This window comes from Bacillus sp. N1(2025), from assembly GCF_053470005.1.
In genome coordinates this window covers 108,667-125,750 of record NZ_JBLTJB010000006.1, presented here as the reverse complement: position 1 = coordinate 125,750, position 17,084 = coordinate 108,667, and the positions used below count along the sequence as shown (strand labels likewise).

Below are 17,084 nucleotides of genomic sequence, written 5' to 3'. Positions count from 1 at the left end.
TCTTCATCCCCTTTACAAATGGCACTGCCGCAAAATGATAAACTAATCCTGCATACGCTCCAGCGCATAATCTGCTTCCTCCGCAGTCAGTTCGCCCGCTTTTAATTGTCTGAGGAGCTCTTTTACTCTCTCGTTCTTTCCATTGGAATCCGCTGTTGCACGAGTCTGTGTCTCCGCGGAAAACGTTTCTTTTTTACGAATGGTTACATCCTTCAAACCTGCAAGTCTCTCTCCGTGTTCATTAAGCAGCTGAATATCGTAAATAAGCTCGGATTGACCTTTTTGGCCTGTTTTACGCGCATAAGCCCAGCATTCTGCTGAAACTTTTTTCCGAATCGTAATCTCTTCTATTGAAAAAGGAACATAAACAGATGCCTCTTCTCTTCCGTCGGTAATTCCGAACAAAGATTGCAGAGCCCCATCAATTAAAGACGGATGCAATGTATAATTTTCAAGAGCATATGCGGCTTCTTTTGGCAGCAATAAGTGTGCAACCGCTTCCGTTCCGCCGCCCCATAAACGTTGAATCGGCTGAAAAGCGCGCCCATACAGGAACCCGTTTTCCCGAAAATACTCGTAACATTCATCTTGTTCACGGACAAAAGCACTTCTGTTTATCATCTCTTGTCTGTCGATGTTCTCTATATCATCATCACTGTAATGATGATCATAATCTAATTCCCCCGTCACAAATCCAGTCCTTACAGCAGCATCCTCGTCAGGTGACATGTTAAATAATATGCTGCCGTCTTTTACGGAAATGTGAGTGTAAATGGTCAGGCTCTCTTGCAAAAGCATGGCCGGTCTGGCAAATATCACGTTTTTTAAACGAGTGACCTTTTTCTTTCGATATGACCGCGTTCCCGCTGCGCATGCCATTTCAAGAAAAGCAGCTGCCGGGAGAATGCTCTTGTTTTTTACAATGTGGTCTTTTAACCAAATCTCTTTTTCTCTTAATGTCGTTTTAAAAAACTGCTGTTCCAGAGTAGATTCATTCGAATCCAGAAGCGGGTGCAGTGAAGACTGCTGCGGCAATATTTCCGGAAATACTGCACTTTGGCTTCCAGGCACCCAGTAAGACTCCTCAGCAAATGGATATAAAGGAAGCTTGACCTTTTGCGGGGTATATTCTTCATATAACTCTCTCCAGTGAATATCAGCCCCGAAAGACCATAATTTTGCAAGAAGATTCAAGTCCTTTGTCTCCATCATCACCTCGAGGAATTTATCTTTCATCTTTTGATCATGAAAGATAAAGACTTTATCAAAATCTTTCGTAACATTGCCTTTGTATACGCCCTCTCCAATTGTTCCTTCAGTACAGAAAGTTCTCAGCTTCTCCTTAAGTTCCGGCAAATCGGAAGCTACAACAGCAAGTCTGTCTTCCATCGGCTCCCTGCATGTCTGCAATGTAAAAGCGATATCAGCTGCCGAGGCCTTTGTCTCCCGCTCTGTGAATTGCAGAAGGCGCCGAGCGTATTCTTTCAGTCTGTCTTCATTTTTGGCAGAAAGAACTGCGGCAAACGGCCCGCTTATTGTTTGTGTGTCCGCATGGTTTTGATATTCTTCCACAATGACATGGGCATTTGCTCCTCCCGCTCCGAACGAACTGATTGCTGCTCTCCTGTTGGAGGCGCCTGATTCTTTCCGCCACTCTTCTTCTTTCCGCTGAACGTAAAAAGGCGTCTTTTCAAATCGGATATTTTGGTTCAGCTGTTCCGAGTGAATGGATGGCGCCAATTTCTGATGCTTAAATTGTAAAAGAACTTTTGTAAGAGCTGCTATACCTGCAGCAGACTCCAAATGTCCGATATTAGACTTCACTGAACCTATAGCACAAAATTGTTTATCATCCGTAAATTTCTCAAACGCTTTTGTCAATCCTGCGATCTCAATCGGATCTCCGAGCGAGGTACCCGTTCCGTGTGCTTCCAAGTAGCTGACGGATCGCGGACTGATGCCTGATTTCTTGAAATTTTCAGCAATCAGCTCAGCTTGTGCATTCGGGTTCGGAACCGTAAATCCATTGGTTTTTCCGCCATGATTTACAGATGTTCCTTTAATCACTCCGTATATATGATCCTGATCAGCAATTGCTTTTTCCAGAGGTTTCAAAAGGACGGCTCCCGAACCTTCTCCCGGGACATAGCCGTCTCCGCCCTCTCCGAAACTTCTGCACAATCCTTCGGTGGAAACAAAATTACCTTGACTCAGCCAAAGGTATTTGCTGGGATGTATGGATACATTAACGCCGCCCGCAAGCGCAATTTCACTTTCCCCTCTTTTAATACTCTCACATGCCAAGTGAATGGCCGTCAGCGATGATGAACACATCGTATCCAGTGCAATGCTCGGGCCGGAGAGATTAAAAAAGTATGAAACCCTGTTCGCAATAGATGAAAAGAAGGAACTGAGCGCAATCGGATTGCCCCGCGCAGTTTCTTCTGCGCCGAATAATTGATATTGTCCGTACATGGCTCCGACAAACACACCGGCTTTCATACCGTCAAGCTTCTCTTTTGTATATCCTGAATCTTCAAACGTATGCCAGGAGGTTTCGAGAAAAATTCGCTCCTGAGGGTCCATCAGCTCAGCTTCTTTATGAGAAATGTGGAAAAACAGCGGATCGAATTGATCAACACCGCTGATAAAACCGCCCCACTTACTGTTGATTTTCCCCTTCTCCATTCTGTTGGGACTGTAATTCGATCTGAAATCCCAACGTTCCTCGGGGATTTCAATAATACAGTTTTTCCCTCCGGCAATGTTTTCCCAGAACTCCTCAAGAGTATCGGATTTCGGATATCTTCCGCTCACACCGATAATGGCAATATCCTCACCCGGCGGAACCATGCTCGGTGCAGATGCAACCTTCTGCTGCCGGTGCTGTTTTTTACTCAGATTTTCTCTTTTCTTCGGCACTCTTGTTACCGGAGCTGCCCCTGCGGCCTTAAGCACTTTTTCTTTAAAAGATGTTAGGAAGAAGTTTGAAAGCTCTTCAATGTTCTGATATTCAAAAAAGATTGTTTTTGGAAGATCCCCGAAAGTATCTTCAAGCTTTGAAATAAGTGACATGATCATAAGTGAGTTGATTCCGAATTTCTCAAAAGAGTCTTTCGCATTTATTTTATGAGATTGGATTTTCAAGACACCGCTGATGATCTTGATTAAATAGTCATTGACTTTTTCTTTCGCAGCATATTCCTCTTCTTCATCGTGTTCCGCCGTGAGTGTATCTTGATCTGCTGCAGCTGTATTTCTTTGAATCGAAAGCGCTTTTATCATTTTATCCCGCTCTCCTTCTGCAGGCATTAAGCTGGTAAATGAAGACCGCATCATTTTCAGAAACGCTTCCAAAACAGAGGAAGTTCGCATCGGAGTCATTCCGTATTTTTCTTTTATTTGAATGATTCCATTGCTGTCGAGACTCATCCCGCCATCTTTCAATAACGGCCAATTGATTGAAAGGGTTTTTCCGTTTCGGGAGAGCTGAGATCGAAGCACTGCAAAACTGTCCATAAAATGATTTGCGTACGCATAGTCACTTTGGCCGGCATTTCCGTAAGCCGAAAAAGAAGAAAAAAGAACAAAAAAATCAAGATCTTCGTCTTTTGTCAGCTCATCCAGCCAGATTGTCCCGTAAACTTTCGGTTTCAGTACGTCCGTAAAATCACTGAGGCTTTTGTTTACAAGAAATGAGTCACGAAGGATGCCGGCAGCATGAATGACCCCGTTTATGCTGCCGTACCGCTGTTTAACGCCGAAAATGAATCGCTCTGTCTCTGTTCGATCTGTTATGTCCGTCCGCTGATATTCAACAATAGAGCCGCTCTCATTAAGCTTACTGATCCGTTCTTTTTGATCAGCTGTTAAAAAAGAACGGCCTGTAAGTATAATCACGGCTTGGTTTTCTTTAGCGATGTGTACCGCAAACAGCAGCCCGAGTTTTCCCGCTCCTCCGGTAATGATATATATGCCGCCTTTTTGATACGTTACAGATCCGTTATCGTGTTCCGGATTATCAATATGCTGCAGTCCTTTCACATAACGGGTATGTGAGTCTATTAAAACCTCACATTCATCGGATTGAAAGTGCTGTATTTCACTGATTGCAGCATCCCACACCTCGGAAACCGGAGGATTTATCTCAGAATGCTCATGGCGAATCTGTATGGTTTTCGCTTTAAGCTTGGAGCTTTCCATGTTTACCGTTTTAATGAACCCTCCGACAGCTTCATGAAACGGCTGATTCAGACCGCTTGTCCAATAAATATGCAATAACGTAACAGGTTCGTTTCTTCGCATTAAAGCTTTTGATAATAAAAAGAGCGAGTTTATCCCTCTGCGAAGAGTTTCGTTAACGGATTCTTCAGTGAATTCTCTGATTTCTCCGTTCCATAAATAAAGCACGACATCAGGTGTAAATCCGGTTTCAGCCAAATCAGACAGCAGCATTTTGACATGATTTTCATCAGAAGGATTGATTGTGCATCTATTCCGTTCAATTCTATAATCAGAATCGGGCGTTACGAGAATGACACGGTTATGTTCTCCATTCATCATCTCGGCATGCTGAAAAAGACGGTTATCCTGATCAAAAATCAGCATATTTCCCGGTGCCTGCTGATTCGGCATATCAATGTTATTTGTCCTTACCCATTCGTTCTTAAAAAAAATGGTTGGGGACGGAGCTTGTGATTCCGGCTCCGCCTTTTTTTCCATTTGTTCTTTTCTGTAAGTGCGAATTAGCTCCAGTCCTGCATCAGGAGACATTTGCTGTTCTTCAATTAAGGAAAGTATTTGTTTGATCTGCACTATTTTCCCTCCAGCAGCTGATAAACTTGGTCAGCAGAAAGTTCACCGTTTTTCAATCGTTCTAATAAGAAGAGAATTTCCTGATCTTCATTTTTACGTCCTGCGGTTAATTCTCCCCCGGTCACTTTTCTGACAGAAAAGTCTTTCATGCTCACGGCTATTTCGCCGCTCTCGTTAATAAAATCAATGTTATACGTATAAAAACCGGTTTCTTTCACCGAGACATGGCATCGGGCAGTAAGCGCCCTCTTAATGTGAAGCTCTCTAAGTGAATATGGAACAAATAAGCCCTCTTTCTCATTATCTCTTAACAAAAATGCCGCCGCTTGAAAACCGCCGTCAATTAATGAAGGATGAAGTGTAAAATGTGAAAACCCGTTCGCTAAATGAGCAGGAAGCTCCAATTCTGCCATTAACTCCATATCACCGCGATATACGGCTTTCAATGTTTGAAAACTGCTATGATATGTCAGGCCCATACGGCTGAAGCGGTGATAACACTCTTCCCGGCTTATGACCGGCTCACTGCTGCGTATGAACTGATCAATATCGACATACTCAGGATTGCTGTTTATGTCTCCGAATACTGTTTCACTTTGTGTGCAGATTTGCTGCACGCCATCCGGACCCTCTTTACATATCGTTACGTTCAACTTATCTTGTTTCATTTCCAAGTCGGTATAAATGTGCAGCGTTTTTCCTTTATATAATATAGGTCTGTTCCACATCACGTCTTTTATTTTATATACTTTACTTTCTCCGCTTATTTCCGCACAAACAAGAGCCATTTCAAGCGAAGCGGCTCCTGGCAGCACATAGTCTCCTGAAACAAGATGATCAGTGACGAAAAATTCAGTTCCGGAAATAACAGTTTTAAATGCTTGTTTCTTTAATGTTGAGACATTCTCGCTGATTAATGGGTGAAGACTTTTGCTATTAACCTCGCTTTTGTTCTTTTTCGGGGTGAACCAATAACTCTCTTTTGCAAACGGATAAGTTGGCAGCGGCACTCTATTCAATTTCTTATTGCCGATTGTCTTCCATTCAAACTCGGCTCCATTGGCCCACCATTGTGCGAGCAGCTCCTCTTTTCCGCTTTGAAGAGCCTCCTGAATCATATATTCAGAAACAGCTGTGCGCTCTTCAGTGTTTTCGCTTATAAATACGCCTTTTTGCACCTTGCTGTCATCAAGAAAGCTGACGTATTTATCTCTCAGCTCAGTCAGACTCGCTGCACATACGGCTATTCTTTCGTTCATTGCTTCCCGGCCGTTTTGCAATGTAAATTCCATGTCACTGGCATTAACGGTCATGTCACCGGCAATCACGCGATCCAAGTACTGAACCATAAGCCGGATATACTCAAGTAATTGATCTTTGGTTTTCGCAGATAAAACAAAAATATGTGTGTTACCGTTGTTTTCCGGCACTTCTTTTTGAGGTTCCCTATATTCCTCTAAAACAATATGCGCGTTCACACCGCCGAATCCGAATGAGCTGACACCTGCTCTCCTCGGCAGATCGTTGTTCTCTTCATCTTTTATCGAATTCCACTTTTGAGCGGTTTCTGTGATATAAAATGGCGTATTTTCCAGTTTGATGTATGGATTGAGTTCTGAAAAATGGGCGAGTCCCGGAAGTTTGCGATATTTAAAAGCCAGTAACACTTTCAGCACTCCGGCTATTCCGGCAGCGGTTTCGAGATGGCCGATGTTTGTTTTCACAGACCCGATTCCGCAGCATTTCTGTTTCGCAAAAGGAATGTCCCATTCTTGATATAACGTTTTAAATGCCTTTATGATGCTGTTCACTTCAATCGGATCACCAAGACTTGTCCCTGTGCCATGCGCTTCTATATATCCCGCAGTGGCAGGGCTGACCCCCGCCTTCCGCCAAGCTTCGGTTAATAAGTCCGCCTGTGCGTTCGGATTCGGAGCTGTCAAAGAATTGGCGCGGCCGCCGTGATTTACAGCTGATCCTTTAATCAAACCATATATATGATCACCGTCTGCCTGTGCTTTGCTGAGCGGCTTGAGCAATACTGCAGCCGCCCCTTCACTCCTTACATAGCCGTCAGCGCTTTTATCAAACGTTTTGCACTTTCCGTCTTTGGAAAGCATCCCTGCTTTATCAAAAGCTATAAACAGAGTAGGGCTTGTCATAATATGCACTCCGCCTGCAATCGCCATTTCAAAATCGCCTCTTTGAATCCCCTCAGCCGCACGATGGAGCGCAACTAACGAACTTGAACAGGCAGTGTCAATCGGTTCGCTCGGACCCGTCAGGTTCAGCTGGTAAGAAATACGATTTGCCAATATACAATGATTTAAACCGGTTGCGGTCTGCGCCTGAACAGAGACGCCATTTTCATTCAGACGTTCAGCATAATCCGTTGTGGCGACCCCTGCAAACACCGCGGTTTTCGTCCCTGCCAAATCAGACGGCTTATAGCCCGCATCTTCTATTGTTTTCCATACAGTCTCCATAAAAATTCTTTGCTGGGGATCCATTAATTCTGCTTCGGCGGGAGAAATCCCGAAAAACAACGGATCAAAACTGTCCGCGCCTTTGATAAATCCGCCTTTTTTTATTTTTGTTCTATTGACGTCCCTGATCGGATCGCCGTCAAACTCTTTCCAGTTCCAACGGTCTTCAGGAATGTCTGTAATCATATCCCGCCCTTTTTCAATTCCTTCCCAAAAGTCTTCCAGTGTATCTGTTTGGGGGAAACGACCGCTTATTCCCACTATTGCAACCGGCTCATTTATATGTCTTTCCTCTTGCCTAGTTTTATTTTCAGGCTCAGGGGAACGTTCATAAGATTCCGGCGGAGGCGTGCTGTACAATGTTTTTTCGTCAGCTGCAGAAAAAGATTCTGTCTCAGCAAAAAGGATTTCTCCGTATTGCTCGATTACATAATCAGTCATTTCAGCCAGTGAATTGCACTCAAAGAAAATGGACGGCAATAATTCCGTACCATATTGTTGATTGATTTCATTTCCGAGTCTGGTAAACGTAATAGAATCAAATCCGTACTCGCCGAATGAAGTCTCTTCTTCTATTTCCTTTCTGTCAATCTTCAAAATACTTGACATCATCTTTGCGATGCCCTCAATCAGATTTTCTCTCCGGTCTTTCGCCGCAGATTCATCTGAAGAAAAAGAACCGCAGAGATGAAGCTCCTCGGAATACTCACTCTTTAAAAACTCAAGAAGTTCATTAAAATCAGTAAGACCGAAAAAATCTGACGGCATCATTGATATTCCTAATGACTCGTTTAATTCGCTGCCCAACATTGTAAACATAATTGAATCAAATCCGTATTCACTTATCGGCAGTTCAAAATCAAATTCCCGTTCTTCAATTTTTAATACGCCAGTGATGATACGCGTCAAAGTGCTTTTTAAAGTTCCAGTTATTGACAGATCTTTCAGTTCTTGATTTTCGTCGGCGATTGCCGGGTCACTTTTTCCGCTGTCAATCGTTATCATTCGTTCCAGCTTTAATTCATTACCGCTAAATACCATTATTTGATGTTCACACCCTGTCATTGCTTGATCAAATGCTGCAAGGCCTTCCCGTTTTCCCAGAGGCAGCATTCCGAAACGGTCATAAAGGAACTTCTCTGAATGAATATCAATTTGCATACCGCCTTCTTTCCATAAAGGCCAATTAATCGAGACTGTTTTTCTAGGTTTATTTTCCGCCGCTCTCATTTCCGCAAAATAATCCATAAACCGGTTTGCATAAGCATAATCGGTTTGTCCGGCATTCCCGATTATTGCGCTGATAGATGAAAACATAACAAAAAAGTCCAGAGGTTCTCTGTCTGTATACCGGTCAAGCCATATCGTTCCGTAAACCTTGCTGGCCAAGACTGAATCGAGATCCTCTTCACGCTTATTGATGAGTAATGAATCTTTTATCACACCGGCGCTGTGAATAATTCCTTTAACAGGACCTAATTTGTTTTTGACGAGGTTTATCAGGTTATTGACATTTTCCTTATCAGAAATATCGGTTCTTACATAAAAAACCTCTGATCCGTTTTTTTCCAGCTCTTTTACATTGCTTACGGCTTCCTCAGAAAGCTCTGACCTGCCGATAAGGACAAGTTTTATTCTCCCTTTTCGCACAAGATGTCTGGCGAAAATCAGTCCGAGACCGCCTGTTCCTCCTGTAATGAGGTAAACTCCCCCTTCTTTTACTTCCATCTTTTCGGGGGGCTCGGCACTTTCAATTTCTGCAGAGTGCTTGACCTGCCTGATTCCATCTCTGTATCTGATTTCTGAAGTATCATCGCTGATGATTGTTTCTTTCACAAGGTTTTTTAATTCAGGCAGACCGGTGTTCAGCTGTAACTGAATTTCGTCGCTGTGTATTTCAATATTTTTACCGGACAACATTGGATGTTCCAAATGAAGTGACCTAAAAAAGCCGCTGATTGCCATTTGATAAGGTAAGATTTGATTTTCCCTTGTGAAAAATACATGTGATATCAGGATTTTATGTCTTGGGATTGTTGCTAGCAGAGCTTTCGTTACATTGAAAACCGGCAAAACAGTCTCTTCCAGCTTTTCATGAATGTTCTGCTCAATTCCCGTTTCAGGGCTCATCCCGATTAAAATGACGCGGTCAATTGTCACTTGTCTTTCTTTAAGAATCGCCAGCAATTTCTGATAGCCGTCAAGTTTGACGCTGTTCAATTCAAAGGAATCAGCTCTTTTTTCTTGAAAACTGCCGCCATGGCGGATAAAGATCATGTTCAAGCCGATATCTTTATATGCCTGGCGGATCAGCGGTTCTGATATATCCCGACGGAGTGAAATCACAAGGCAGCTGTTTAAACCGCTGGCTTCAGGCTGATGAAGCAGAGGGGCCCGCTTCCACATATCAGTGTAATACTTAACTGAATGCCGCTCATCCTGAGTCTGCGGTGCAGCCCTTAACGCCTTTAACGCTAAGTTTTTTATTTTAAGACTTACAGATCCGTTTTCATCCATAAATAATATATGAAACCTTTTGACATCATCATGTTGTCTTTCATCGGCAGCTGTAATGTAAGCATAGCCGTTTGCCGAAGGTGCATGAAGAATCTCCAGCTCACCTAATTCAAAAGGCAAATATGCGGTGTGATCTCCTTCTTGACCGGACGTAAACCCGGTTGTGGATTGAAAAATGCCATCCAATAAACACGGTTCCAGCAGCGTGCCGGATTTTTTATGAATGCTCTCAGGAAGTGATATTCGTGCAAGAGCAGCATTTTCATGGATAAACAGCTGTTTTATTACCTGAAAACTGGTTCCATAGTCCAAACCGCTCTGCCGGAAATCCCTGTAACACTCAGCGCCGCTGATTAATCTTTTCTGTCCGGTTAACCAGCTGTTCAATTGAAAATGCTCTGTATGAGAGGCATCTTGATCTCCGCATGTGATAATGTTTCCTTGGCAGTGAACTGCCGCTTCAGGTTGTATATCGGTTTTTACCACAAATCTGCCGTCTTTTTGATTCGGCAGCAGATCTATCATTATCGTCTTTTCTTTTTCAACGGTTATCGGAACCGCCCATACAACCTGACTCAGTTTTATGACTGATTTTCCGTACAGCCTCTCTCCCGCTTCTCTGGCCGCTTCGATGATTGCCGCTCCTGGCAGAACCATATTCCCATGCACAACATGATCTTTTACATAATATTCAGAATCAGAAAGCGTTTTATAAAATCGGCACTCACCTGCAGAAAAATCAAATAAAGGAGCTTTATCAGCTGTTGATTTTGATTGCGCCTTATTTGACACCCACAGTCTGTTTTTTAAGAAAGGGTAAGTCGGCAGGGTAATTTTCGCCGGTTTTCTGCCAGTGCGGAAATCTTCCCAGCTTAAATTGCCTCCTGATACCCAGAATTCAGCCATTTCGGCTAATGTGGTTCTGCCGGATTTGAGCGGAAGATCCGATTGCTGCTGTCTGCGTTTATGATTCGGTTTTTTCCCTCTAAATATTTCGTGATCGTCAATTCCATTATAAAAGTGATTTAATTTCAACATCAGATCGTCGATATTATTTGAAATGACAGCAAGCCTTTCCGGCATGGCTTCACGCCCTTCAAGAAGGGTATACGCAATATCAGAAAGGTGAAGCGGCTTGTTTGTTCCCGCTTGCTGCAAAAACTCGCCCTGTTGTTGACGGACCTTTTGAAGATATTCCACCAGCTGTTTTGCCGATTCCCGTAAACTCAGTGAATGCTTGGCTGAGAGTACGATAAGTTCCTCACTTTCCTCACAATCCGTATAACAGTCAGCAGCAGACTCATACTCTTCCACAAGAATATGAGCATTCGCCCCGCCCGCTCCGAAAGAACTTAATCCCGCGCGCCGCGGATATTTGCTGTCAGAATGTTTTTCATTCGCGGGTTTTATCCAGTCGGCGGTTTCCTGCTGAAGACAAAAAGGTGTCTCTTCCAGATAAAGATCCGGATGTACCCGTTCAGAGTGCAGTGTTGCGGCTATTTTTTTATACTTCATTTGTAAGATAATCTTTGTCAGGCCGGCAATACCCGCAGCCGCTTCCAGGTGGCCGATGTTAGATTTAATCGATCCGAGAGAGCAATATGAAACATCTTCGGTATAAGCTCTAAACGCCTTGGTCAGGCCTCGGACTTCAATCGGGTCACCCAGCGGCGTTCCCGTGCCGTGGGCTTCAATAAAGCTGACACTTCTGGCGCTCCAACCGGCCGCTTTAAGAGCTCCTTGGATTAAATCCGCCTGTGCGGCAGGATTAGGCACCGTATAGCCATTCGTCTTTCCGCCATGATTAATTGCCGTTCCTTTAATGACGGCGTACACAGTATCATTATCACGTATGGCATCTTTAAGCTGTTTAAGAATAACGGCCCCGACACCTTCCCCGGGTACGAAACCGTCGCCGCCTTCTCCAAAACTTCTGCATTTTCCCGATTTTGAAAGCATCCCCATCTGACATCGGTATAAATAGTCAGAAGGATGAAGATACAAATTTACTCCTCCCGCAACCGCAACCGAGCACTCACCTTTTTTTAAACTTTGGCAAGCCATGTGAATTGCCGTTAAGGATGAAGAGCAAGCCGTATCTACAGGGACACTGGGACCTGTAAAGTCAAATGTGTAAGACACTCTGTTCGCGAGAGACCATGGGAACGAATTTGGAAGTACATCGTTTTTGTCCGTCGGTATTCTTTCGCCGAGCAGCTTGTAAGAATTGGTCGTCACTCCCGCAAATACACCGACATGTTTTTCGGTCTGCTTTCTCAACCCTTCAATGGTATATCCCGAATCTTCAAATGCTTTCCACACGGTTTCGAGAAATATTCGTTCCTGAGGATCCATCGCTTCTGCTTCTCTCGGCGATATTTGGAAAAACAAAGAATCAAATGATTCAGCGTTCTTTAAAAATCCGCCCCATTTGCAATAAATTTTCCCCTCATGCGCTTTAGCGGGGTCTGGATCATAGTAGGTCTCATAATTCCAACGTTCTTTCGGAATTTCTGTGATTGCGGTTCTCTCTTTTGATAGAAGTTCCCACAATTCTTCGATATTTTCAGCCCCGGGATAACGGCCGCTGATACCGATTACCGCTATCCCGTCAAGATGTTCTTTTTCCTCCGCCACAGGTGCAGTGATGTTTTGTTCCGGCCTGGCAGGGGTAATGCTCTGAATCTGTTTTCCTTTTTCCTCCCGTGAAAATAAACGCCCCAGCCGATCCGGATATTCCTTTACAAGATGATCTGCTAAATCTCTGATTGTATGAAATTCAAATAAAAGCGTTTTCGAAATTGCTCCCAGTGACTGCTCCAGCTTTGTGTTGCATTGATGAATCATAACCGAATCCATTCCATATTCAGCCAGATGCACATCTTGATCGATCTCTTCCCGTTCTGCACCGACCTCAGAGGAGATGATATTGGTTAAAAACAAAACTGTCTGATCCAAAATATCGCCTTGAGCCAAAGGAATGGCACTGCCTGTCTCTGTTTCGTCCGTCAAAAATCTCTGCCGCATAAATTGTTCAAAGCGCTCATGATCACCGCAGACTGCAATATTATGCAGCTGCCCCGAAGTTACAATCCGCGAAAACCATTGCGTTCCGTCTTCAGCAGGAAGTTCTTCGAGCCCGGAACCATGAAAAAGAGACGTCCGCCCTTGACCTGACAGGTTCGCCCCCATTCCGATGTCTTTCCATAAAGGCCAATTGATTGTCAGCGTGCGGCCGCTGCGCAGAGAATTTTGCCGTTTCCATTCCCGATATTCTGCAAAATGATCTAAAAAGCCGTTCGCATATGCATAATCACACTGGCCTTCGTTCCCTGCAATAGAGACGACTGAAGAAAAAACGGCGAAAAAATCCAATTCCAGCGACTTCGTTGCATGATCAAGATTCAATGCACCATGAACTTTTGGAGCAATCACCTCTGAAAGTTCCTGCTTTGTTTTTTGAAAAAGCAGCGAGTCTCTGATAACTCCTGCGCAATGAATGACGCCATGAAGACCTGCATGCTGATCGGTAATACCGTCAATCATTTTTTTTACCGCTTCTTTATCGGATATATTCGCCTGTATATAATAAATCTTGGCTTTAAAGCTGTTCAGGTATTCTAAATGTTTCTGCTTATCTCCGGTTAAAGCAGATCGCCCCGATAGAATAATGGTGGATCTTTCAGTTTTCGCGCAATATTCAGCGACTTTACTGCCAATCCCCCCAAGTCCCCCTGTAATTAAATATACTTTATCTTTTTCAGGGTATTGAATGGTCTTTGTGTATGTTTCTCTCTGCTTCTCTAACATCCGTGCATATCTTACGCAGTCTCTGTAAGTGATATGAATATGCCGATCAGGTGCTGTGTTTATTTCTTTATAAAGAATGGCAGCCTTCTCTGAAAATGAAACGGTTGCAGAATCATGTTCAAAGCAAACCGTCTTACAATGCAGCTGCGGATATTCTTGTTTTACCGATTTTAAAAAACCGTTCACACCTTCAAAATACGGCAATTTTTCTTTTTGATCTGCGCTGAATGTATAAATGAACGTTACTTTGTTTATAAGGTTCTCGCTGATTAAAGCCTTAGTTAGATAAAACACGGAATAAATTCCTGAATCGAGTGTTTCTTCCAGTTCAGGCTGTTTTTCAGACCACGTATGCAAAATTGCATCGGGCGCTGCGCCTTTTTCTTTTAACAGACGAATGACACTTTGATAATCTTCGGGACGCTGCCTGTTGATCGTGAAAACACTGTCGCTTATCAGCTCTAAACGGTCACCGGGCATAATAAGATATGCGGACGTATTCTCTCTTTTTTTCATCTCTTCAAAATAGTCTTTATTCTCAGAGAACAACAAAATAGTGCAGGCTTGTCCGCTGTCCGCTTCATTCTCAAGTGCGGTTTCTTTCCATACCGGCGTATAAAGTGCCTGATTCTTCTTTGCTGAAAAAGCCGCGTCTGATTTTACCTGCTGAGGGTTTAAAGAAAATTGACAACGCTCAAACGGATAAGGCGGAAGCGGGGCTTTTCTTTTATGATAGTCACCTAGTTTCGCCCATTCAATCTCTTCTCCTGAAAGCCACAGTTGCATAAATGAATGATAAAGAGCCTCATCAGCTGCTTTGTCCGCTTCAAAAACAGCCGCTTTGTTTAGTTTTGCTGATGGAGGGAGCGATCCGAATTGAAAAACTGAAAAATCAGAAATATCCACATCCGGCTCCGTTCCCTTTTCTTCCGTGTGAAGCGGCATATGATCAGCTATCTCCTGAGACACGGCATCCATTTGATTGTATTCTGTCATCAACGGAAAACGATCCTTATCATAAAAATCTGCCGGCTGCTCATTAATACAAGCAACAGCCTGTTTAATTCCGTCTTGCTTTTTCAATAACATGCTCAGAAAAAGTTCTTTAGACAAGATTCCTTCATCAAGTAAATTTAATATTTCCAGAACATAATCATTATTAAAGAATCCATCATAATCTGTTAAATCCCATCTCTTATACAGTCTCCTCATAGAGGCAAGGATAGCCATGATCGCCGCTTCCTCATCAGCCGGCAATGCGTTTCTTTTATCCGCCGTGCGATTCACAATATAAGATAAAATCTCGATTTCCTGAGTCTTTCCCGCTTTATCCCACTCTTCTAAAAACCCTTTAAACGTATATTGGTGCTCAAGAAGCAGCCGTGTTTTCCCGTACAGGCGGTCTGCAAAATCAGCCGGGAAGCTCAGACCGTTCAGCAGCATCCTTACATATTCTTCATTTAATCGAACCGGCGGGTACGTTTTTGAAGTGTACGGATTAACAAATGGAATGGACGGCGGCTCACAGAATAATTGCGAAGGTTTTTCAGCGCCTGTGATGACAGAAATGGCCTTTTCAATTTTGATGATATCCGCTGCTGCAAGAGCAACGTAATATCCGTCTCCGGCGCCTGTTATGAGGCTTGGCTTAAAACCGGATGCCAGGATACTTTTTATGATTTCCGTATTGATAACTAAAGAATACAAACGGATTTTCTCAGGCGTCCATTTTCTTTTAAATGAACTGTGCAATGTCGGTATACCCTTCAGCACCGGCCTTACGTTCTTTTCTAAATCAGGGAACACCCGTTTCAAAACGGCAAATTGTTTATAACTTTCCCATTTGAAGTCACCGATGGCAAGCGCCCATTCAGAATCTTGTTTCCTCCGAAAACTCAATCCCTCTTTAAGCTGATTTTTAAATTCCTCCTTGCTGCCTGCCAATAAACCAGCCCTGTAATCAAACGATGTCCTCCCTGTTAAAAGGGTGCTGCTGATCACTTCATTTGATATTTTGCAAAATTCCTCAGAATCGTCAGCAAAGGTTCTCCAATGATGTATCATTTGTTTCATGCTTTCTTCACTTTTAGCGGAAAAAAGGAAGGGTACCCTTCCTTTTCTGTCAGATTCGTCTTTTGTATGTATAAATTCTTCGATGATGACGTGAGAGTTGACACCCCCAAAACCGAAGGAGCTGATTCCCGCCCTGAGCGGAGCTCCGTCTGCCGCTTTCCAATCACTTGAATCAAGCGCCGGCCTAAACGGTGTTTTTTCAAACTGTATAATTGGATTTACCGTATGTACATTCAGGCTTTTCGGCACCCTACGGTGTTTCATCATCATTAGAACTTTTATCAATCCGGCCATTCCCGCCGCTGCTTCTGTATGACCGATATTTGTTTTCACACTTCCGATCCTGCAATATTGAGTATCCTCAGTATATTGCCGATACGCTTTTGTCAATGCTTCTATTTCTATCGGATCGCCCAGAGATGTACCTGTGCCATGTGCTTCTACATAAGAAACCGTCGCAGCATCGACAGCAGCGTTGTGTAAAGCTTCCGAGATGACCCGGCTCTGCGCTTCTGCTCTGGGAGCGGTTATGGAACGGGATTTACCGCCATGATTAACAGCTGTCCCTTTTATGATCCCGTATATATGGTGACCGGCTTTTACTGCATCACCAAGGCGCTGCAGCAATACAACGCCTGCCCCTTCTCCGGGAACGTACCCGTTCGCCGCTGCGTCAAAGGTTTTACATTTGCCGTCAGGACTCAGCATTCTGGCTTTAGAAAAAGAAATATATTTTCCGGGTTGGAAATTCAAGTTTACTCCCGATGCGATTGCATACTCGCTTTCTTTTGTCCGCAATGACTTAACCGCTTCATGTAAAGCAACAAGCGATGATGCACAAGCGGCATTTACAGACATGCTTTTTCCGGTCAAACCGAATGTGTATGAAAGCCGGTTGGAAAGCATAGCTTCGAAACTTCCTAAACAGGCGTAACTGTCGATTTCCGATTCAGCATGACCTGTCTGCCGGTAGTCAGAATTCATAATACCCGCAAAAACAGAAGTGGTTTTACGCTGGAGATCCTGCAAAGAAACCCCGGAATCTTCGATGCACCGCCAAGTTTCTTCTAAAAGGATTCTTTGCTCAGGGTCCATGTTTTTCGCTTCCCGGGGAGAGATATTAAAAAACTTATGGTCGAAATGGTCAGCTTTATGAATAAAACCTCCCCACTTGCTGATTGTTTTATTCGGTATACTGATATCAGCTGAATAATAAAGATCGGGATCCCACCGTTCAATCGGCACTTCCCGGATGGAATCTTTGCCGCTATTTATGTTTTCCCAGAATTCATGATAATGATCTGCATCGGGGAATCTGCAAGCAACCCCGATTATCGCGATATCCGCACTCTGTTTATTCAAATGAACCATTGGCCTCCACCC

General features: G+C 43.6%; 2 protein-coding genes. Both read right to left on the bottom strand.

Going from position 1 to position 17,084, the window contains the following annotated elements:
• Window positions 1-42 precede the first annotated feature (42 nt).
• A complete protein-coding gene (locus tag ACNFN4_RS14900) occupies window positions 43-4,815 on the bottom strand; it encodes an SDR family NAD(P)-dependent oxidoreductase (RefSeq protein WP_448200279.1) in 4,773 nt (1,590 codons plus the stop codon).
• Window positions 4,815-17,072 (bottom strand): SDR family NAD(P)-dependent oxidoreductase, encoded by a 12,258-nt coding sequence (locus tag ACNFN4_RS14895; RefSeq protein WP_448200278.1) that lies wholly within the window; start codon window positions 17,070-17,072, stop codon window positions 4,815-4,817. Before ACNFN4_RS14895 ends, ACNFN4_RS14900 begins: the two co-directional genes overlap by 1 nt.
• Window positions 17,073-17,084 lie beyond the last annotated feature (12 nt).